The sequence below is a fragment of the Erythrobacter ani genome (assembly GCF_019204025.1).
Taxonomy (GTDB): domain Bacteria; phylum Pseudomonadota; class Alphaproteobacteria; order Sphingomonadales; family Sphingomonadaceae; genus Erythrobacter; species Erythrobacter ani.
The window spans coordinates 389,547-409,897 of record NZ_JAGSPB010000003.1; the positions used below are offsets into that span (position 1 = coordinate 389,547).

Consider the following 20,351-nt stretch of genomic DNA (forward strand, 5'->3'; position numbering starts at 1 on the left):
TCGAGTACGAATCGAGGATCGCCAACTGCGCGCCGGCCGAAGCGCGTTGCCGAAATATGGTGATCTTTCAGATGCTTTTCGATCCGTTCCAGCAAGGTCATAACCCTTTCGCTCCGACTCGCAAATCCCTTGTGTTCTTGTTATGTTCTTAGTAGGATCACATCCGCGAGTCTAGGAAAATTCCTACAATTGAGATTCGAAGGACAGACAGATGGAACATGTCAGGGAAGAGCTCGACCGGCTGATCCTCAAGGGCGGATATGGCTACGCCTCGATATCGCGGCTGCTTGGCCGCAACCCTGCCTATGTGCAGCAATTCATCAAGCGCGGTTCACCGCGAAAGCTCGATGACGAAGACCGAAAGACACTTGCCTGCTTCTTCGGCGTCGATGAGCAAGTGCTCGGCGGTCCCGCCAATCCAGTCAATGATGGTATGGTCGAGATCCCCGTTCTCGATGTGGAAGCATCTGCTGGATTCGGCGCGGTAGCTGCCAGTGAGACTGCACACACCCGGTTCGGGTTCGATGAGCGGTGGCTGCGGCACCTGACGTCGGCCAAGAGCGCCAGCCTGTCGATCGTCGGCGTAAAGGGTGACTCGATGGAGCCCACGCTCAGCGATGGTGACGAGGTCCTGGTCGACGCGTCAGACCATGGCTCACGATTGCGCGATGGAATCTACGTTTTGCGCGCTGATGATGCTCTGGTCGTTAAGCGTATTGCTATCAAGCCTGGTGGCCGACAAATCACAATCGCCAGCGACAACCCAGCTTATCCAACTTGGCACGACATGGACCGATCTGAGGTGCACGTCGTCGGTCGGGTCATCTGGTTTGGCCGAGCCTTGTAACGGCAGGACTTGGGCCGGAAGCGGAAAGGCAGCTTTTATATCTTTGAGCGGATTAAGCGGACAGCGACTACTGACCGAATCGCAAGCCGGTGCATTAGAGAATGGTCTGGAGAAACCCCTCTTGGCATAGACTTTTGCCGTCGTTGAAACGCCCCTGCAGGACAGCCAACACGGAGCCGAGAGCCACAAACTAAATTGGTTTACTATTTAGCGCGCCTTTCCTACCATCCGGAGATGGCGAGAGAAACCTTTACGATTGAGGGCGCAGGCGCGATTTCTCTTACAGCCGAGGCTGAGGGGGATGCCTACGCTAAACCCGTCCTTCTTGCGCACGGCGGCGGGCAGACACGGCGCGCGTGGAGAAGGGTGGTCAGCGAGCTGGCTCAAGCCGGCTTTCGCGCAATCGCCTTCGACATGCGCGGTCACGGAGACAGCGATTGGTCGCTATGCGGAGCTTATGAAATGCGCGACTTCGCGGCGGATCTGGTCGCTGCAGCGTCGCGCCTGGACCAGAAGCCAGCGCTGGTTGGCGCTTCACTGGGCGGGCTCGCTGGACTGATTGCCGCAGGGGAGCTTGCTCCAGGTAGCTTTGCTTCACTCACATTGGTCGACATTGCCCCGCGCATGGAGCCCAGCGGTGTGATGCGCGTGGTTGGTTTCATGGAAGAGCATGTCGATAGCGGCTTCGCCTCACCAGAGGAGGCGGCCGACGTGATCGCTCGCTACATACCGCATCGTCCCAAGCGGGGCGCGAGCGATGGTCTGAAAAACTATCTGCGGCAGAAGTCGGATGGGCGCTTCTATTGGCACTGGGACCCGGTGTTTATCCGTAATATAATGTCAGCCAGACAAGGCGACCCAGACAGCCAAGAACGTCAATCGGCAATGCTGAGCCAAGCTGCGGCGAATCTCACGCTTCCGCTTCACCTCATCCGAGGCGGCTCTAGCGATCTTGTTTCCGAAGAGGCCGTTTTGCATCTGCGACAACTCGCCCCCCATGCAGAATACACCGATATTGCCGATGCCACGCACATGGTCGTGGGCGATGCGAACGATGCCTTCTCCGCCGCTATCGTCGATTTCCTACGAACCCATCACTCTTGCGATACGGCTCAACCACAGGGGACGAGGGAGCTATGATCGATCGAGAGCGCTTGCAGGAAATGCTGAATATCGCGCCGTTTCATCGATGGCTTGGGCTGGAGATTGCAACATGCTCCGACCAGGGAATCGCGATCACCATGCCATGGCGCGAAGAGATCGTGTCGAACCCTATGATTGGGTCGGCGCATGGAGGGATCCTGGCTTCACTGGTCGACCTCACCGGGCTTTATACTCTGCTTGCCGGGGGCGTCGCGGCGAGAGCGACGGCCGATCTGCATGTCGATTACCACCGTCCTGCAACCTCAGGACCTCTCACTGCTCACGGACAGATCGTGAAGATCGGGCGACAGATTTCGGTGGCGGAAACCCGGGTTCTCGAGCCCGACGACAAGTTGGTCGCCAGCGGCAGGGGCGCCTACTTCTCGTCAACCGGATCACTTGATCAGCGCGGCGGGACTATTGATCTCGAACAGGCTCTTGCCACCCAAGGCCCAGCGACTTCTGCAGCGCGATCCACGCCAGCGTAAGGGCACCTTTTGCCCGGACGAGGTCTGCTGAGGCCTGCTGCTGTTCTCGCAGGGCCCGGTTGAGGTCAGCCTTCGAGATCGCTCCTGCGGCAAAACGTTGGCGGTTCAGGTCCGCCGCGCCGTCAGCCTGCTTCTTGATTTGCATACTGGCAGCGAGCGCCACACGCTGCTGGCCGAAGCGAGCCAAGGCACGTTCGGCGTCTTGCAGTGCCAGAAGCACCGTCTGCTGGTAATTGGCGACTGCTTCGTTGCGCGCCGCCCCGGCTTGGTCGATCGCAGCGTCTACCCTGCCGAAATCCAGAAAATTCCACTGGAGGCGTGGGATCGCGAGTGCGGAGAAATCGCCGACATCGACAACGTCGTCCAACGAGGATCCGCCGAGGCCCAGGATCCCCGTGAAGGACAATTTCGGGAACCGCGCCGCCTCGGCCACCCCGATCCGCGCCGTCGACGCGGCAAGAGACCGTTCGGCCGCCCTTATGTCAGGCCGACGCGCCACCAGGCTTGCCGGATCGCCGATCGCGACCTGCTCTGGCGGCATGGGAATGGAATGCGCAGTCGTGAGCGCTGCATCAACTGATCCCGGCACCTGTCCGGTCAGTATAGCGAGTGCATCAGACAGGACTGCGATATCCGCTTCAGCTTCGGCAAGTTGTGACTTGAGCATCTCCAGTTCGGCATTCGCGGTGCCTACCGGGAAAAGCGGCAATGCACCGTGCTGATAGCGTTGGTATGTCAGCGCCAGGATCTCTTCCTGCAACGAAATCTGCGCCTCAAATTGCTCTGCGCGGAATTGGGCCTCCCGCAAATTGACGTAGGTGCTGGCCACTTGGGCAGTCAACTGGACCTTTGCGTCCTCTGCATTGGCCACGGTTGCAGCAGCTTGGGCATTGCTGGCTTCAATGCGCCTGCGCGAGCCACCGGCGAACTCCAGCTCCCAGTTGGCGTTAAGGCCCACATTGAAAAAGCTGAGCGAGTCATCGGTTTCTGCGTCGGAATTGGTTTGCTCTGACGGGGGGGGCGCCCCGCCTTGAATGTCGAGACCACGAAGCCGGCCCTGCACGGTGGTGGCCTGTGCCCCAAGCGATGGCATTCGACCCGCACGGTCTTGCCTGATGGATGCCCGTGCCTGGGCAATGCGCGCCTGCGCTGCGGCGAGCGAAGGGTTGCCGGACAGCGCAGCCTCCACCAGCCGCGTCAACTCGGGATCGCCGAGCAGCAGCCACCATTGAGCGACAACCGGATCAGATGCGCTCACATCACTGCCAGCGCGCACAAAGCGAGTGCCCGTGTCTGCTGACACAACTTCCGGGGGGCCTGCATAATCGGGCCCAGCCGTGCATCCAGCTAGCAAGGCGATAGTGATAATCGGAGGTAGCAAGTGGCGCATAATCTCGGGCTCAGTGCATCGAAAGGGAGACATTTTCCGGAAGCGGCTTGAGGAACAGAACAAGCGGGACTGTCGCGAGTGTGAGAAGTCCCATCACCAGAAAGACATCATTGTAGGTCATGATGAACGCTTCGCGCTGGAGAGTGCCGCCGAGTGCCGCCATCGCTCGTTCCATATCGCCCAAGCTTCGCGCCAGTCCGTCGAGATAGGTCTGCAGCGAAACGCTGTTCGCATTCAGCGTTTCTTCCATGCGCCTCGTATGGTGCCAAATTCGCTGGTCCTGGAACGAAGCGAGGGCCGAGAGGGCGAATGATCCGCCAAGATTGCGGGCCGCGTTGAAAATGCCCGAGGCATCGCCCGCGTCTTCCTTGGCCACCGACGCAACCGTTGCCTGATTCAGGAACATCATCGCAAGTATCATTCCGGCCCCGCGGATAAGCTGACTTTCAGTGAAGACAGCGCCGCCGGATTCGGCGGTCAGACTCGTGCTGACAAAGCAGCTGATCGCCATCAGCAGCATTCCGGTGCCGACGGCAATGCGGATGTCCACCTTGCGGATCATCAGGGGCAGAACCGGCATCAGGAGAAAGGCCGGGACACCCATCCAGAAGATGACCAGTCCCGTCTGAAAAGCATTATAGTCAGAGATGATCGCCAGAAACTGCGGAATGACATAGGTCGAACCATACATCACCATGCCCAGGGCGAGCGCCATGATCGCGACGCTGGCGAACTGTCGATTGAACAGGAGCTGCAACTTCAAGACTGGCTTGCGTGCCTTCACCTGTCCGTAAATCAAACAGGCAAAGCCGATAATGGTCACCACCGTTAGCCAGCGAATGAGTGAGGACTCGAACCATTCCTCACGGTGCCCTTCCTCGAGTACAACAGTCAGACCGCCCAGTCCGAGGATCAGCCCGAGAATGCCAGCCCAATCGGCGTCCGTGAGATATTCCCACTTGGGCTTCTCGTGAGGCAGCCCGATAAACAGCAAGAGCAGCAGGATTGCGCAGACTGGCACATTGACGAAAAAGGCATAGTGCCAGCTCAGGTTCTCGGTCAGCCAGCCGCCGATCAATGGCCCCATCACGGGGCCAAGAACCACAGTCATGCCGAACAGGGCCATTCCGATTGGCTGTTGGTGCGGCGGTAATCGTTTAGCCACAATAGTCATTGCGGTCGGAATGAGGACTCCGCCCGTGAATCCCTGACCCGTTCGGCCGATGATCATGGTCGTAAGGTCGGTTGCAATCCCGCATAGCACCGAAAATGCGGTGAACGCGCTAACCGCGATGATGAGGAGGGTTCGCAGACCGAACAGCCGTTCGAGCCAAGCGCTCAGCGGAATGACGACGATTTCAGCAACGAGAAATGACGTAGCAATCCAGGTGCCTTCGGCGCCTGTGGCACCGATCTCGCCCTGAATGACGGGGAGTGCGGAATTGACGATTGATATGTCCAGCGTCGCGAGCATGGCGCCAAGCGCGCCCGCGGCCACAGCGACCCAGGCAGTCACGTCTGCGTTCTTTCGGCCCCCGGCCGGCCCGATCGAAGTGTCCTGCGCTGCCAGTATCTCGGTCATTGAGTCCGACTCGAGATCTCTTCCAATTCGCCGGCAGCATTCCGGGTGTCGACCGTAGCCACTACCGACATGCCGGGAACGAGCAGACGCCGCACTTCAGGGGGAGCATCGATACCGATGCGGACGGGTATCCGTTGAACGATCTTGGTAAAGTTGCCGGTGGCATTTTCGGGGGGGAGGATGGAAAATTCCGCGCCCGTTCCCGGCGATATGCTGACCACTCGCCCCGCGATCTCAAGGTCGGGTAGGGCGTCAACTTCGAGCCTGACGCTTTGGCCGGCCCGGATCAGGCCGACCTGCGTTTCCTTGAAGTTTGCCGTCACGTAGATCGCCCTCACCGGAACCACCGTCATCAAACGTTGACCCGGTTGCACGAACTGGCCCACCCTCACCGAGAGATCGCCGACGCGGCCGGCCTTGCTGGCGCGCAGCAAGGTCGATTCAACCGTAAGGTCGGCTGTTTCCAGCTGAGCGCGAGCAGCGTCCGCCTGCGCCTGGGTCTGGTTGATCTGCTCGAACAGGGTCCCTCGGCGCGCGGTCGCGGCAGCCACCGCTGCCTGCGCGGCGACGAGTTCGGCCCGCGCTTGCCGCGCCTGCGCCTCATACTGGTCTAGCTTTTCCCGCGGTTCGGCTCCTGTCGCGGCAAGGGGCCGATATCGCGCCACCTGGTCGTTCGCGAGGTCCAGTGCTGCGCGCGCGGCGGCGAGTTGGCCCCGCGCCTGGCGAATGGCTGCATCCTGTTCGGCTACCTGAGAACGGATTGTGTCGGCACCGGCCAGGGTCGCAGCGATCTGTGCGCGCGCCTGTTGCGCTTGCGCCTGATAATCCCGCAGATCCAGTTGTACGAGGGCTCCGCCGCGAGCAACCTGCTCGTTCTCCCCCACGAAGACCTCTTCGACGTATCCCGCTACCTTGGAAGAGATAACGACGCTGTCGGCAGCGACATAGGCGTTATCGGTCGTCTGCATGTACTGTCCGTAGGTTACGTGCCGGTAGTACCACCAGATCCCGCCAAGCAGCACGGCAAGACCAACGATGATTAGCACGATGCGCAAGCCACGCCGCGATTGCGGTTTCGTTGGGGTTGTGCCCTCCTGCTCCGGTTGGTTGGAGTTATCGGTCATCTGACTCTTTCGGCAGCCTCAGTAAAAGGTGAACGCGTCTCGCGCCCTATGAGCCGTGAGTCAGATAGTAAAGGCATTTAGCAGTTTGCATTTGGGCATCCGAGGCTATCCGACTACACAGCGCTATGGATGAAAAACCAGATACCATGTCACGGTCTCAGCGTCGGCAGAAGTTCATCACCGATGATGACCGCATTCTCTATCTTATGGACGAGATCAGTCGCGGCGCGCGCAGAGTGTACGATGCGAGGGTCGCCAGGATCGGTCTCAATCAGACACAGTGGAGGATCATCGGACAACTTCTTCGCGATCCTGCCCTTACGCAGGCTGAAATCGCCAAGAAACTGGAACTGGAATCGGCGACCATCGGCCAGGCGGTTGCAGGTCTTTGCGCACGCGGGCTGATGAAAAGGCTTCGAGCTGAGACGGATCGGCGAGCGTGGCAGCTCATCCTCACGGAGCAGCTTGACGATCTGCTGCCCGAACTGAGAGGCTCCGCGGATAGGCTTCATGGTCTGCTTTGGCGCGACATTGCCGCCGACGAGAAGCAAACGTTGCAGCAGACTCTTGAAAGGGTATCGGAAAATCTGGACCAACTCCGGGCCGAGGCTGAGTAAAATCATGGCATCGCCCCCGGAAAAGCCTATCAGCAGCATCGCTCGCGCCGCGGAGATCGGCCAAATCCTAATGAGGCACGGCGCGAAGAATCTCGCCGGAGCCCTCGGATTTATTCCCTCTTCGAGCAATGTCATCGATCCTCGCGAATTTCATCCGGCTGCAGTTGTGGCGTTCCTCCGTGACATCGGGCCAGTCGGCATAAAGCTGGGGCAACTCCTCGCCACCCGAAGCGATCTGTTTACCGAACACTGGATCACGGCATTCTCAACCCTGCACGATCAGGTGTCGTCAGTGCCCTTCGCAGATATCGAGCCCGTACTTGCTTCAAGCTGGGGTGAGGACTGGCGGAGCGACTTTGCGCAGTTCGACGAAAAGCCTTTGGCCTCTGCCTCCATAGCGCAAACCTATTCCGCCAGACTGCGGGACGGAAGCGAGGTCATCGTGAAGGTTCGGCGGCCAGGCACTGCCGCTCGGATGGAGGCTGATGTGCGCCTCCTTATACGCCTTGCCGGGATCGTGGAAGCACGGTCGCCGGACATCGCGCGTTACCGGCCAGTCGAGTTTCTGCGGACCTTCGGCCGCAATCTTGCCTGGGAGATGGACCTCGCTGCGGAATCCCGAGCCTGCGAGCGGATCGGCGCATATCTCGATACCATCGGCGTCAGGTCCCCGGCCATCCATTGGGAACTGACCGGGCTGCGGGTGAACGTTCAGGAACGCCTGTACGGCAGGCCCGCGTCTTCGCTGGGCAGCCCATCGGGCGACCCGCGGGTGGCGGCTTTCGCTAAAAGCTATGCCAACGCTGTCCTGCGGATGATCATCCTGAACGGCGAATTTCACGGCGACCCCCATCCCGGTAACGTCTTCATGATCGGCGAGCAGGATGTCGGCTTCATCGACTTTGGATCGGTCGGGACGCTCACCAAGGCCAGGCGCGACGAGATCGTCCGCCTCGTCCTTGCGATCGCTGGTGAGGAAACCAGCGATGTCGCGAATGTCCTGCTCGCATGGGCGGGGGAGCCGAAGGTGGATCGCGATGCGCTCGCGGTGGATCTGGATCAGTTGATCGGAGAGTTCAGGGGGACCGTGCTATCTGGCATCGAGTTCTCGCAGATTTTTTCCCGCGCTTTCGACCTGTTGCGGGATTATCGACTGGTTCTGCCACCTGATCTGGCCATTCTTCTGCGTACCTTGTTGACTGCAGAGGGCTTCGTCCGATCGCTGGCACCGGACTACAACATCGCCGAAGAGACCCGGCCGATCATCACGGAGCTTCTCGCCGAGCGGTTCTCGCTCGGCAGCGCTCGGTCGGGTTTGAAGAGACTTCGCGGTCAGCTGCTGGGTTTGTCGGCGTCCTTGCCCGACATACTTGCCACTGCGAACTCGATCGCAAAGTCAGGATATGTGCCGGTTCAGCTCGATCCGCTCAGTATCGAGCAGCTCGCTGGACTTCGCAATGAGCGTCAGTCCTTGAAAGGCCCTCTAGCTGCCGCATTGATCATAGCTAGCGCGTTGCTTGTCGATCAATCCTGGCTTCTGGCTGGCGGCGCGCTTGTGATTGCTGGGGTGGTGCTCATCCGAAAGTCATAATGAAGGAGCAACTTAATTCGTGCACGGTCACGATACGGCAAAGCCGAACTTAACGAGGATTTCATGCGCCTCACTTCAGCGACCAAGACGCATCGCGAAGAAAATTTTTCGACCTATTGCGATTGAAGGCTTATTTTCCCTCAATCAGACGAAACTTTGGAACGGCAGCTTTCAAGCGTGTCCTGGCCTGACTTTATGGCCGCTATTGGGGCGCATAGCTGCCATCGACGCTAGTCTGAACCAACGGCAGCTTTTGGGCGAAAATCGTGACTACTCGAATGACCGGGATTAGGGCGCATTGCCGCCGTTGGCCTTCCTGACTGAATGGCAGATCTCTGGGCGAAAGCTCTGTCATCGAAAGAGCGGGAAAAGGCTCTTTGAAGTGACGACGGCTCACGCTTTATGCGCGGCAAACACTACCCATGATATGCAATGGCCTATCATGGGTAGTGTATATATGCCATTGCATATCTCTATTGCCTTTCTCAACGATCATGGTATATGCTAAAACATATAGACGTAGGCCAGCATATGTAGAAACATATTTATGAGCACGACAATCGAGGACATCGCCGCAAGCATCAAAGCGGCACGGATAGCAAAAGGCTTTACCCAGAAACAGCTGGGTGAACGGGTAGGCTTGCCTCAAAGCCATATCTCCAAAATCGAAGGCGGGAGTGTAGACCTACAGATTTCCAGCCTCGTCGAAATAGCGCGCGCGCTCGACCTCGAACTGAAGCTAGTGCCTCGAAGGACCGTACCGGCGATCGAAGGCGTAGTTCGCTCACAGCGCGAAAGAAGCGAGGCAAGTCGAGTGCTCGCAACGATTGCCGAAACCAACCGGTTCGCCGAGCGAGTACGGGAGAGCTATCCGAGCGTCACCGAAGTGACCGAGCTTCAAAGCGCACTTAAGGATATCCAGGCCGTTAATTTCACTCCCGAAACGCTCAAAGCCATCGAGCAGGCCTTGCAGCCCGTCGCTCATCTGAAAAAGCATCTCCAGGATCTCGGCTGGGCGCTTGAGCAGCAAGAGGGAAGGAAGAAACTCACCCAACAGATCGCAGCATCCACGCGTGCCCTCCAACACGTCAGAAACTCGCAGGTTCAAGCAATCGGTCAAGACAGTGCCTCAAGACGGCCTGCTTACCGCCTTGGGGACGACGCCACATGATCGACGCAGCTGCTCTCGATATCTTTCTGGGTAAGACGCGCGTTGGAACCATTGCGCGCCTCGATGGAGATGCGAGCATCTTCACATTCGACGAAGTCTACCTTGCCGACCAGGATCGGCCAACGCTGTCGCTGGCCTACAAGGACGCGAACGGCGAAATCATTGCCGAGACACGCAGCTATCGAACGAAGATTGAGCCGTTCTTCTCCAACCTCCTTCCCGAAGGCACGCTTCGCGACTACCTGGCCCGCCGCGCGGGCGTGAAAGCCATGCGCGAGTACCACCTTCTCGCACAGCTCGGGCACGATCTTCCCGGCGCAGTGCGCGCCGTCGCCGTCGATGCCGAGGAAACGGAGGCCGACGAGCTAGATGAAGAAGCGGCGGGGAAGCAGGCAGAGCGCGCGCTGCGCTTCTCGCTTGCCGGCGTGCAACTCAAATTCTCGGCGATCAAAGCCCAGGGCAAGAATGGCGGACTGACGATCCCAGTCACAGGCAGCGGCGGCGACTGGATCGTCAAGCTGCCCTCTGCGAGACATCCGGACGTGCCCGAGGCTGAATTCGCAGCGATGAAACTGGCGGCAAAGATCGGGATCGACGTACCTGAAATCGACCTTTTGTCCCTCGATCAGATCGATGGCATACCCGAAGGTATCACCCGTTACGGAGAGTCCGCTTTTGCCATCCGGCGCTTTGACCGGGGGGAAGAAGGACCAGTGCACACCGAAGACTTCGCCCAAGTGTTCGGTGTCTTTGCAGACGATAAATACGAGAATGCGAGCTACCGCCAGATCCTCAATGTGCTGGCGATCGAGACCGATGAGCAAAGCGTGGTCGAATTCGTCCGCCGGCTCACCTACTCGGTGCTGATCGGTAATGGCGACATGCACCTCAAGAACTGGTCGTTGATTTATCCGGACCGGCGCAACGCGCTGCTGGCACCTGCCTATGACTTGCTTTCGACGCTCGCCTATATCCCAGGCGACGATGCTGCGCTCAAATTTGATGGCTCGCGCGAGTGGGCGTCCTACACCTATGATGTACTCGAGGCGATCGCCGACAAGGCAAGGCTGCCTGCAAGGCTGATCACCGCGACAGCGAAGGATGTCGTTGCACGGTTCGATGACGCCTGGAGCAGCGAAAGCGGACACCTGCCCTTCCCCGACGATGTGCGAAGCGCGATTGAGAGGCATCGCAAGACTCTTGCGATCTGAGAGTAGTTCCGAAATCCGGCCGTTCGCGCGCGGGCACGACCCTAAAGTACTGCCGGACCCAACGCGTCTGAAATTTGCTGCGCAAGGCGGCCTTTCAAATCCCGAAATCCAGTGTCTTGCTCTTGCTTCGGGCGATTTCCTTTTCGGCCTTGTTGGCCTCTTCCGGTTTCAGCTGATCAAGTTCGCCGTTTTTCTTTTCTGTCGGGGCCACCTGTGCGGTGACCTCGAGGGCCGAGGCCTTCTCTCCTTTGTTGCGTGCCACGGCTGCTCCGAGCCTGTCCGAACTATCGACGACCAGTGTCAGGTGATCGCGCAGCCTCGTGATCGTCACCAGGAACGTCTTCTGGTTCGACAGGTTGCGCTCGCGGCTGTCCATGACGGCTATGCCGCGATCGGATGTCAGACCCTGCGCCATGTGGGCGTTGAGCGCATAGGCAAGATCGATCCGCTTCAGCATCGGATCGTCCTTTTTGAGCTCGACCTGGTCTCCCTTGGAAGTTTCGAAAGTGACCTTCCCGCCGACAACGGCAACCACCCTGGCCTGGTCGGCATTGAACAGGCCGCGGCGATGATCGTTGCGGGTCCATCGGATCCGGTCGCCTTCATGGATCTCGAGCTTCCTCGGCTCATGCAAAGTCAGATTCTGGTCGCCCTTCCCTGCCCTGATCCGTGCCGGGTCGAACCGGAACCGCTTGCCGCGCTTGTCCGCAACTTCGACCTGCCTGCCCTTCCGGTCCTGTCCCAGGACACGATACTCGCCCGCTGACAGTCCCAGGGCCTGTTGCTTTCTCGAGACCTCGAGCACCCGGCCAGGCTGGTAGGCTGACAGATGTCGCAGTTCTTCGCGGGTCGTGTTGACGCGATCCAGCACTCCAAGCTCGGCCTTGCCCGGTCCGATCTCGCCATTGGCGAGAAGTCCCTGCTGGACGGCAGCATTGACCGCAGAGCGGATGGCGCGGCCCGAAGCGTAGATCGAGGTGCGCGAGCGGGTGTCCTTGTCGAGCGCCAACCAGGTGTTAGCCGCGACCAGCGCGCCATCGCCCCTGGCCTCGAGTGTGTGCGGCTGCAGGTGACGCAGCGCCGTGCGCACATCGCCCGCCTGCGCTGCCGCCTGCGCCTCGCGAACGACAGGGTCGCGCGCGCGCAGGTTGGTCGCCATTTCAGCGCGCGCCATGCCTGTCCGCTGCAGGAGCGCGAAGGGTTTGCCCGCATCGACTGCGCCGAGCTGCTTGCGGTCCCCCATCAGGACCAGGCGGTGAACGTCAGCCAGATTGGCGAGACGGACGAGCTTTTCCTTGTCCTCGTTTGAGACCATCGATGCTTCGTCGAGCACCAGCACATGGTCTTTCAGTGCCGCCTTTGCCTCCGCGCGAAGCGCCGCGTTGCCGGGATCGTCGAGCAGCTTTTTCCAGCCACCAAGAAAGCGGGCCAGCGTCTGCGAGCCGATACCGGTGTCGCGTTCGAGCATCTGGACGAGAGTGTTTTGGATTGCGAGGCCAATGACCGAGTGGCCCTCGTCGCGCAGCACCTCAGCGACTGGCTTCAGAACACTGCTCTTGCCGGCACCGGCAATTCCCTGGACCGCGATCGTTCGATCCTCGGACGTCAGGATCAGCTTCGCCGCCCCGAGCTGACCCTCGTTGAGACGGAACCCCTGCCCTGTCATTGCAGCGGCCTGGACACGATCAGTCGCGCTTTCCGGCTCAACTGCAGATGAGCTCGCACCCTTGCCGGCGGCAACCTCGGACACGATCCGCTGCTCGGTCAGCACCTCGTCACGCGAGGCGAGCCAGTCCTTGTGCTCTCCCATCCCTGCTATGAGATCGCCAGAGCGCACCAAGGCGCGGGTCCGTTTCTCGATATCAGCAATCGTCGCTGGCAACCCGAAATCGAGCGCAGCCTTGTAGAGCGCGGTGCGCTCGAAGGCAGCCTCGCGCTGCGAAAGATGACGCACCGCCGAAGCGACGGCCTGTGCCGCTGCGATCGTTTCACGGTCCTGTCTGAGGACCGACTTGGGCACAAGCGGATCAGCCGGATCGCCCCTGACATGCGCGACGAAGCGTCCCAGCCATGCGCGCCCGCGCTCGACAAGCGAGCCGAACCTGCCAGTTTCGATCGACTGTTTCAGTGAGCGGGTCTGCGCCCGCTCGACCAAGGGCGCGAGGTCCAGCCCGATCGATTTCGCGGTGTCGCTCCATTGCATGCCGAGGGCCTCGCGGTCCTCGATCCCGTCCTTGCTCGCGCGCGTATCGAGCGCGGCAATGCGGCCCGCTTCAAGACCAGAACCGCGCCGTGCATCGAGCACTTCCTGGCGGCGGCTCGAGAACGCCATGACCTGTTCGCGGGTGATACCGCGCGCTTCGAAATTGCCGTGCTTGAGGGTCGGTCCCGGCTCATAGCCAAGCTTCTCGACCGCGACGCGAAAGCGCGCCATTGCGATAGAATTGAGCGTGGTGTTGAGCTGCCAGAGCCGATCATTCTTGAGCGTTCGCCACTTGCCGTCCTTGCCTTGCGTGACATTGGCGATGACCGCATGGAAATGGAGGTTCGGCTCCTGGTTACGGTTGGTGTCGTGCTGGAACAGGCCGATCGCGAGGTTCCCGGTGGCCTGTGTGACGGTTTTGCCTTTCTCGACCATCCGGGTCTCGGCCGCATTCTTCTCAGCCCAGTGCAGCGCTTCGAGGACGGCTTCGCGGTAGGCGGCAATGATCCGCTCATCCTTCCCGACGAGCGCCAGCAGCGACCAGCTCTTGGGAACGGAGAAAGTGAGGTCTGTACCCGGGCGGTGTGCCTGCCCGGGATTGCCGACGCTGCTGCCGTCGGGCAGCTCGCCTCTCAGCAACGCGTCGAACGTTTGGGCCTCGACCTTGCCATTGAGACCAAGGCGCTTTGCACCCTCGCCCACCCACTGCCCCGAACGGTCGGCATCGGCGCTCGCGTAGTAATTGTCCGAGGCGAAGTAGCTCGCCGCGGCCGAAGGCGAGCGGACATTGGCGACGGAAAGCATGTGCTGGGATCACTTTCTCTTGGCCCTCGTCCCCTCCCCTGTTGGGCGTCACATGTCCGGATCAAAGTCCCCGTAATCGTGACCATGGTCCTGCCCCTGATCGGCATCGCGACCCTGCTTCGCTGCACCGCCAAGCAGCGACTTCTGCTGCTCTTCCTGGAGCCTCTGGTCAGCCTTGCCGCGCGCATCCTGCGCCCGCTGATGCGATGCGGGATCGGGAATGTCAGACCTCGCTGAAGGTGCATCCCGTTGCTCCTTGCCGCGTTGCTCCTCGGCTTTCGAAGACAGAGGAAGGTCGGATTGAGCCGGCCGCTGAGGGTCTGATGTCCCCCTTTCCTCTTGCGCATTCGGATCGCGACGCTTCCTTGTCTGGTCCGGTCGAGCCTGATCGCCCTTGTTGCTGCGACGGGTCCGGCGCAGTTCCTTTTTGTCTTCCTGGTCGGCTTTCTTTTCAGCGCTGTCGGAGCGATCGTGCGCGACCCTCAACCGTCGAGGATCACCATCATTGTCGCCTGTTTCAGAGGCTGCTCCGGCACCGCCACCTGCTCCTTCTTTGTCATCACCGTGGCGGGCCTGTGGTGGTAGCTTAGGCATATCCCGGGGAATGAAGCCTTCGGCCACCCGAGGCCAGTTGCGCGGTTCGAGGACCACGGGTGCCGCCGGAAATCCTTCGGGAAACTTGATGAAACCATGTAGGTTCTTGAGCTTCATCAGCTCGTCGGGAAGCAGCAGTGGGACGACCTGGCGCCGGGGCGTCAGGCTGACCGCATCGCGCGCATTGTTGTAGCCGTAGCTGTATCCTTCCTCCATCTCGCGAACCTCGCGGTGGCCGATAATATCGGAACACCAGGTGGCGGTCTCGCGGTCTGCTGTGCCGAGGATCAGCTTGGTTCGGGCAAGCGAGGACAGGGTCATGGCCATGTTCTCGCCGTAGACATCCTTGAGCTTGGCAAAGGCATGGATCCCGGTGACGATCGCGCCCCCGAAATTGCGCGCGGTCTGGAGGCCCTTCTCGAGCGAAGGCAGGCGATGCAGCGCGCCAAGTTCGTCGATCAGGAACCAGAGCCTGATGTCCCGCGAGCGCTGGCCCGCCATCAGCGTAATGATCGCGGTGTCGAGCCACAGGGTGAGCAGCTGCGAGAGCACGCTCATGTCGATGTAGCGCGCGGACAGAAACAGGATAGAGCGCGGTTCACCTGCCCCGTTGACCCACTCGCGGACCGAAAAGGGCGTCCCGTCTTCGGGCAGCATCTGGAGCGCCTTGGCGTTGACATTGAACACTGCACGCACCGATTCCGCCATGCGCGCCGCGCTCGGCGTGCTGATGGGACCGGCCATGGTATCTTCGACGAGACGGTGCAGATCGGAGAGATCGGCGTTCATGAGTTCGTGGGCGAGCGCGGCGTTGGTGCCCCGCCCTGCTTCGGCGAGCTTGAGACAGGTCTCGACGAACAGCGTGCGCGCGGCGAGCACCCAGAACTGTTCGGCGCCGCCCCCATCGTGCGGGACGAGGGACTCCGCTGCGGCATGGAATTCGGCACGCGTGGAGCAATCGTTGAACACGCTCCAGGCGGGGCAACGCGCGTCGAGCGGGTTGAGAATGATGTCGCGTTTGGGATCGTAGAAGGTTTCGACAAAGGCCCCAGTAAGATCGAAAATGACCGCACGTTCGCCCCGTTCACGGATCTCCCTGGTAAGCTCGGTTAGGACGACGGTCTTGCCTGTCCCGGTTGTGCCAACAAGCATCGCGTGACTCTGCTCAAGCCGCCAGGGCCAGCTGACCCCGGCCAGATGCGCGGGAGAATAGAAGCCCGCATCCCGCAGCGAAGCCGACCCGGCCAGACGCCAGCGCCAGCCCAACGCATCGCCATACTCGCGGGCACGGGCATCGCGGTTGTGTGCAGCGATCTCGCGGCTAAGGTCGCGCAAGGTAGCAAGCTCCGCCCCGCGTACATGCTTCTTTTGTTTGGACTTCTCGCCGAAGCGTTCGGCAACCCACCAGAAGAGCGCGAAGAGCGGCGCAAGAATGAACCCTGCAAGCCACAAGGCGCTGATGACCGCGCTCTGGAAAAGCGCGACCGCTTCGCGCATCGGCGGGTAATCGGTCACCACGGAAATGGGAAATGCGACGAGGCTCCCATCGGCCAGCTTGAGGTTCACAAGCTTGTCTGGATCGAACTCCATGAAGGCATAGCCAGAGGCATAGGCATGCATCCACAGGAGGTAGACATGGTACTCGTCTAGCGCCCCGCTTACGTCCCAATAGACGAGGCCGAGAACGACCAGGAGGGTCACGATCAGGGGCCCCTTGAGGCCTGCGGCAAACATGAAGCCGAAATGCCCGAGGAGCTGGCTGCCACGGGTGAAGTTGACGAGATTATGCTTCATCATCGCCTCCCATGGGTCGGGGTGCAACGATACCGAGGCGCTCCAGCCGGCGCTGGTAGGCTGCGACCGTTCTGTCGCGCAGTGTGCTGTCGGGATGATGCGTAAGCAGCGCATCCAATGCGACCGTGATGAAGATGTTCTGGCGCACTGGATCGGTCGCCGGGGTCCTCAGATCAGCTTCGGTTGCGCGCTGCCAGGCATCGAAGATGCAATCGCAAACAACGATACTCGCGCTGACCCTGCGCTCTTCTGCTTGTTTCCTGATCCATTCGGCGATCAGGGGCGTGACATAGGTCACGAACCGGTGGTGTCTTTGCATTTTTCCAAGTTCCTTGTGTTCAAAGAACCTGGCTCACCCTTCGAAAGGCAAGTGCCACTCTAGGCCGCAGCATGGGGTGTAGGAAAACGGAAAATTCACATCGCTTTTCAGCAGATTAAACGGATCTGTGCCGACTCGGCACGGACGAGAAAGCAAGTGGACCGCATCCGGCACAGAAGATGGTATCAGCGCATTTTCGTGAATTCGTGAAGCAATTCCGCGCCTTCCATTGCAGCACCCGCTGCGTACGGTGTGCTGGGTCAAGCCCATTCTCAAGTGCACGTCATTGACCAGGAAATTTGCCCGAAAGAATCCCGCAGAAAATTGTTGGATTTCAAGTTGGATAGGCGGCGGCGCGCGACAAACGAGCGCCATGTTTCCTCAAAAATGCGCGTCCACAATCGGCCCCAAGGTTCATTCAATGTTCCAGAACGGGGACCAAATAGCCAACACCAGTCCTGAAGCCAAAGACGCCGCGCTTCAATTCCAATGAACTTCGCAAGCGAGGTATTCTCGAAGCACCATCCTGACCCGCAACCCTGATTCCACCGTGACCTTAAAACGGTAGCGACCAGGTTGAATATCCAGCCAGCCTTCGCTGAAGGCATTGTCTTCGGCAATTAGGAGGCGATGCATCCCGCGGCTGCCCACTTCGGGCCAAACCGCCACATCATTTTGATCGTTCTCGAAAGCATCTAATGCCTCTGGAGCCATGAGGGAAAATGGCTGAAACCATATACCATCCGGCTTGTCGATCCGAGGTTCATTCATCTCATATGCAACATGGCAGCGAGCCAGCTTCAGCACCACATTTTCAATTCGTTTTTGGTCAAATGAGAAGACGACGCATTCATCTTCATACCGCTTCAACGCGGCTATTTCGGCTGTCAATTTGGGTCTGCCGCGCATCAATGCAGCGATTTTCTCCCTTTGCACTAACGCAGGGTTAGCATCCCCTACCATAACGCATTCCAGCAGGCAGGCGACGTAGGCTTCATCATTCGAGAAACCCTGGTTACAAGCCGCGCAAGAAGGACTGGCTGGCAAATCAGGGGGCAGCGGTTCGTCCAGAAAGACGACGGAAGGAGCGTGATCGCGAGTCTCGTTGGGGCCTCCGCAGTGCACGCAACTTCCCTTGTTGCGGTTGTCTCCCAGGTTTTGGATTTTACGCATCAATCACCATCTTCGAGGAACGAGACGAGATGTGTCCGCGTTGATATCAGCATTCCCCAGTTCGCACTCCCAAACAATCGCCACGGACCAACCAAGGTCCTTCAGTGCCTCTTGTGAGCGAGCGCCTCATGCGAGGTGCCGTTCACCTTCACCGCACGGATTATTCGGCTGCGGACGGGATCGGCTTGGTCCATCTCCTATGAGCGTCTAATCGCGGTTGGTCCTGATTGTTGTGCGATTGCGCCATCGCGCGTTATCGTCGTAGTCCTGACGGTTTCGGAACCTTGATGAGCTACTTTGAAGTCAACGTAGCTCACTTCGGCATCATCGCCTCCGAAACATTTATGGAAGGCATTGAGCAGCTCAACATCGTCCAGCTTCTGCGCTGGTGGGTGTGAGTTATTTCTCGGGCTAGGGGTGGTCGCGGGCATCACATAGATGCATGCGGGCGGGAGCGAGAATGGGCCAACTTCTGTCGTTCGTTCAGGCTGGTTCTCAAGTTTCGGGCACGGGCGACCCAGAGTGCCGCAGACCATATCCCAAACGACAACACCGTCTACCCGTTGTTCCCGATAAATGATTTCGGCACTCAGGCGGGTATGGATGCCCGACCAAGCGTTATGGCGTGGATCGGCACCAGGATTTGTGCAGACGCTCCAGATAATGAATTCTTGGGCATGGGGCGGGCGCTCGAATATGTTGGTGTTATTGCCATCCAGACAGCCTTTGAGTTCGATCACCGCAGTCTTGCCGCTATTGAGCTTGACGGCATAGTCATGACGGTTGGCCTCCCCCGCAGACTCCCAGTCGACGATAAAGCCGCCATCTTGCATATAATTCAGGACGTGCTTTACGAACTCGCGCTTGTCACGCATCGTAGCGGAAAACTGACCTCGAACGCGTTCGATCGCCCCGCGAAACAAGCCGCTGTTATAGAACTCCTGATCATCCAGTCCGTGATCACCGAGCTTATGCGCTTCGGTTTTTAGTGTCTCCGCGAACGCCTCGATCTTCTTGCGAAGCTCCGCGTTCTGACAGCATGGAATTACACTCACGCAGCCTCCTTCATGTCTCTTGGCTGCGCCCTCAGAACAGGCTCGAATATGTGTGCTGCCAAATATCTGACCACCGGTGCCACAACGCCATCGCCCGTCAAATGGTAAGCTTCATTGTAACGTGAAGGAAGTATGTAGTCGTCAGGCAAGCCCATTAGGCGAGCAGTTTCACGCGTTGAAATGAGACGCGATTTTACCTTGTCACCATCGACTACCATGATGAGTTGCCGGCTCGAACCACCTGCAGGAGTTCGCAAACAGCCGGCCACTTCGTCGAAACGGATCTCGGCCCTTTGGACCTTTGCGCCGGTTTCGTCGTGACGGGTGCGTTTGTAGATTGCGCCCACCATTCGACGACCGACTTTTTTGGCAGCTTTGACCTTCTCAAGGTTCACTTCGCTCATCATTGCAATAAGCTGCTTGGTCTCTGCTGCGGTATGCCAGCTTACGCTTTTCGGATTGTCTTCGATCAGATCGGCGAAGCGAGAATTCCTCACTGGCGGGGTCGGCATCGTCCACCACAGCCAGCTGCTCTTCGCTACCGGCGAAAGCTTTGCATACGCATTGCGCAAGCCTTGCGTGTGCCAACCGCTCGTGGGCCCGCTTGCGATCACGCCGTCGGGCAGGATCACATCATCGCGAATACCAATTATGAAAAGCCTTGGCCGTGATTGCGGCACGAAATTCGCCGCGTCTATTACCATCGCCCCACAGCGATAGTTCTCACGCGCGAAGGCCGCGCAAATGGCAGCGAAGTCCTTGCCCTGGTGCGAAGTAAGCGCACCACAGACGTTCTCAAGCACGATGATTGATGGCGCGCGGTCTTCACGCATTAGCGATTGCATCAAGCGCCAGAACGGCCAGAATGTGCCCGAGCGTTCGCCTTTAAGGCCAGCCCCACCGCCAGCCAGCGATAAATCCTGACACGGGAAAGAGCCCCAGACCAAGTCCGCTTGGCCAGGGAGGTCTTTCGCTTCGACCTTTTTCACATCACCGACCGTAAGCGCCCCTACACCCCAGTTGGCTTCATAAATTTCGCCCTTCTTACGGTCGAAGTCGTTTGCGAACAGACATTCCCAGCGGCTGCCAAGACCGGCCCGCGCCATGCCTCCACCCGCAAAAAATTCGTAAAAGTTAGGCATTGGCGACTCTCCCGGCACGAGCATTAGCGACATCGCGCTCCAGTTTCTCAAGGACCGCTTCAGTTATCCACGTATTGCGTGAGATACTGCCCGGTCGTTCATC

16 protein-coding genes are annotated in these 20,351 nt (G+C 59.4%); 7 read left to right on the forward strand and 9 right to left on the reverse strand.

Features of this window, described 5'->3' with window-relative positions:
- Positions 1 to 211 precede the first annotated feature (211 nt).
- The 3 genes from KCG45_RS14715 to KCG45_RS14725 all read left to right on the forward strand — a co-directional run bounded on the left by KCG45_RS14715 (position 212) and on the right by KCG45_RS14725 (position 2,478).
- Positions 212 to 847 (forward strand): S24 family peptidase, encoded by a 636-nt coding sequence (locus KCG45_RS14715; protein WP_137675989.1) that lies wholly within the window; start codon positions 212 to 214, stop codon positions 845 to 847.
- A gap of 234 nt (positions 848 to 1,081) precedes the next feature.
- The gene (locus KCG45_RS14720) at positions 1,082 to 1,987 is read left to right on the forward strand and encodes an alpha/beta fold hydrolase (protein ID WP_090483092.1); all 906 of its coding nucleotides are present in this window, start codon (positions 1,082 to 1,084) and stop codon (positions 1,985 to 1,987) included.
- Positions 1,984 to 2,478, forward strand: a complete 495-nt coding sequence (locus tag KCG45_RS14725; protein ID WP_082745685.1) for a hotdog fold thioesterase — start codon at positions 1,984 to 1,986, stop codon at positions 2,476 to 2,478. Before KCG45_RS14720 ends, KCG45_RS14725 begins: the two co-directional genes overlap by 4 nt.
- Here KCG45_RS14725 and KCG45_RS14730 read toward each other — a convergent pair.
- The 3 genes from KCG45_RS14730 to KCG45_RS14740 are packed head-to-tail and all read right to left on the reverse strand — an operon-like array spanning position 2,408 to position 6,574.
- Positions 2,408 to 3,868 carry an efflux transporter outer membrane subunit gene (locus tag KCG45_RS14730; protein ID WP_137675990.1) on the reverse strand — a complete coding sequence of 487 codons (1,461 nt, stop codon included), beginning with the start codon at positions 3,866 to 3,868 and terminating at the stop codon, positions 2,408 to 2,410. The genes KCG45_RS14725 and KCG45_RS14730 overlap by 71 nt on opposite strands.
- Before the next feature lie 10 nt (positions 3,869 to 3,878).
- Positions 3,879 to 5,450, reverse strand: a complete 1,572-nt coding sequence (locus KCG45_RS14735) for an MDR family MFS transporter (protein WP_051051456.1) — start codon at positions 5,448 to 5,450, stop codon at positions 3,879 to 3,881.
- Entirely contained in the window at positions 5,447 to 6,574 is a 1,128-nt protein-coding gene (locus tag KCG45_RS14740) for an HlyD family secretion protein (protein ID WP_061926347.1), read from the reverse strand. The genes KCG45_RS14735 and KCG45_RS14740 overlap by 4 nt, the downstream gene beginning before the upstream one ends.
- Positions 6,575 to 6,720: 146 nt before the next feature.
- Here KCG45_RS14740 and KCG45_RS14745 point away from each other — a divergent pair, with 146 nt between their 5' ends.
- From KCG45_RS14745 to KCG45_RS14760, 4 genes are all read left to right on the forward strand, one after another.
- Positions 6,721 to 7,191, forward strand: coding sequence for a MarR family winged helix-turn-helix transcriptional regulator (locus tag KCG45_RS14745; RefSeq protein ID WP_172970221.1), 471 nt, complete (start codon positions 6,721 to 6,723; stop codon positions 7,189 to 7,191).
- A gap of 4 nt (positions 7,192 to 7,195) precedes the next feature.
- Positions 7,196 to 8,782, forward strand: coding sequence for an ABC1 kinase family protein (locus KCG45_RS14750; protein ID WP_090483096.1), 1,587 nt, complete (start codon positions 7,196 to 7,198; stop codon positions 8,780 to 8,782).
- A 547-nt stretch (positions 8,783 to 9,329) separates the two neighbouring features.
- Positions 9,330 to 9,953, forward strand: a complete 624-nt coding sequence (locus KCG45_RS14755; protein WP_090483105.1) for a helix-turn-helix domain-containing protein — start codon at positions 9,330 to 9,332, stop codon at positions 9,951 to 9,953.
- On the forward strand, positions 9,950 to 11,164 hold the full coding sequence (locus KCG45_RS14760) for a type II toxin-antitoxin system HipA family toxin (RefSeq protein WP_218317981.1): 1,215 nt from the start codon (positions 9,950 to 9,952) through the stop codon (positions 11,162 to 11,164). Before KCG45_RS14755 ends, KCG45_RS14760 begins: the two co-directional genes overlap by 4 nt.
- A gap of 94 nt (positions 11,165 to 11,258) precedes the next feature.
- On the opposite strand, the gene mobF is transcribed toward KCG45_RS14760, so the two are convergent.
- The 6 genes from mobF to KCG45_RS14790 form a co-directional block, all read right to left on the reverse strand.
- The gene (gene mobF, locus KCG45_RS14765) at positions 11,259 to 14,171 is read right to left on the reverse strand and encodes a MobF family relaxase (RefSeq protein WP_010412510.1); all 2,913 of its coding nucleotides are present in this window, start codon (positions 14,169 to 14,171) and stop codon (positions 11,259 to 11,261) included.
- A gap of 48 nt (positions 14,172 to 14,219) precedes the next feature.
- Entirely contained in the window at positions 14,220 to 16,559 is a 2,340-nt protein-coding gene (locus KCG45_RS14770) for a type IV secretion system DNA-binding domain-containing protein (protein ID WP_090483114.1), read from the reverse strand.
- Positions 16,549 to 16,878, reverse strand: coding sequence for a hypothetical protein (locus KCG45_RS14775; RefSeq protein WP_029140019.1), 330 nt, complete (start codon positions 16,876 to 16,878; stop codon positions 16,549 to 16,551). The genes KCG45_RS14770 and KCG45_RS14775 overlap by 11 nt, the downstream gene beginning before the upstream one ends.
- Positions 16,879 to 17,358: 480 nt before the next feature.
- The gene (locus KCG45_RS14780) at positions 17,359 to 18,051 is read right to left on the reverse strand and encodes a hypothetical protein (RefSeq protein ID WP_218317982.1); all 693 of its coding nucleotides are present in this window, start codon (positions 18,049 to 18,051) and stop codon (positions 17,359 to 17,361) included.
- 197 nt (positions 18,052 to 18,248) lie between these two features.
- Entirely contained in the window at positions 18,249 to 19,106 is an 858-nt protein-coding gene (locus tag KCG45_RS14785) for a hypothetical protein (RefSeq protein WP_218317983.1), read from the reverse strand.
- A complete protein-coding gene (locus KCG45_RS14790) occupies positions 19,103 to 20,248 on the reverse strand; it encodes a DNA cytosine methyltransferase (RefSeq protein ID WP_255548252.1) in 1,146 nt (381 codons plus the stop codon). Before KCG45_RS14790 ends, KCG45_RS14785 begins: the two co-directional genes overlap by 4 nt.
- Between the last annotated feature and the right edge of the window lie 103 nt (positions 20,249 to 20,351).

Bases quoted from the DNA above. Each gene is read 5' to 3' on its own strand.
- KCG45_RS14715 (WP_137675989.1), top strand. From the start codon at position 212: ATGGAACATGTCAGGGAAGAGCTCGACCGGCTGATCCTCAAGGGCGGA.
- KCG45_RS14720 (WP_090483092.1), top strand. From the start codon at position 1,082: ATGGCGAGAGAAACCTTTACGATTGAGGGCGCAGGCGCGATTTCTCTT.
- KCG45_RS14725 (WP_082745685.1), top strand. From the start codon at position 1,984: ATGATCGATCGAGAGCGCTTGCAGGAAATGCTGAATATCGCGCCGTTT.
- KCG45_RS14730 (WP_137675990.1), bottom strand. From the start codon at position 3,868: ATGCGCCACTTGCTACCTCCGATTATCACTATCGCCTTGCTAGCTGGA.
- KCG45_RS14735 (WP_051051456.1), bottom strand. From the start codon at position 5,450: ATGACCGAGATACTGGCAGCGCAGGACACTTCGATCGGGCCGGCCGGG.
- KCG45_RS14740 (WP_061926347.1), bottom strand. From the start codon at position 6,574: ATGACCGATAACTCCAACCAACCGGAGCAGGAGGGCACAACCCCAACG.
- KCG45_RS14745 (WP_172970221.1), top strand. From the start codon at position 6,721: ATGTCACGGTCTCAGCGTCGGCAGAAGTTCATCACCGATGATGACCGC.
- KCG45_RS14750 (WP_090483096.1), top strand. From the start codon at position 7,196: ATGGCATCGCCCCCGGAAAAGCCTATCAGCAGCATCGCTCGCGCCGCG.
- KCG45_RS14755 (WP_090483105.1), top strand. From the start codon at position 9,330: ATGAGCACGACAATCGAGGACATCGCCGCAAGCATCAAAGCGGCACGG.
- KCG45_RS14760 (WP_218317981.1), top strand. From the start codon at position 9,950: ATGATCGACGCAGCTGCTCTCGATATCTTTCTGGGTAAGACGCGCGTT.
- mobF (WP_010412510.1), bottom strand. From the start codon at position 14,171: ATGCTTTCCGTCGCCAATGTCCGCTCGCCTTCGGCCGCGGCGAGCTAC.
- KCG45_RS14770 (WP_090483114.1), bottom strand. From the start codon at position 16,559: ATGAAGCATAATCTCGTCAACTTCACCCGTGGCAGCCAGCTCCTCGGG.
- KCG45_RS14775 (WP_029140019.1), bottom strand. From the start codon at position 16,878: ATGCAAAGACACCACCGGTTCGTGACCTATGTCACGCCCCTGATCGCC.
- KCG45_RS14780 (WP_218317982.1), bottom strand. From the start codon at position 18,051: ATGCGTAAAATCCAAAACCTGGGAGACAACCGCAACAAGGGAAGTTGC.
- KCG45_RS14790 (WP_255548252.1), bottom strand. From the start codon at position 20,248: ATGCCTAACTTTTACGAATTTTTTGCGGGTGGAGGCATGGCGCGGGCC.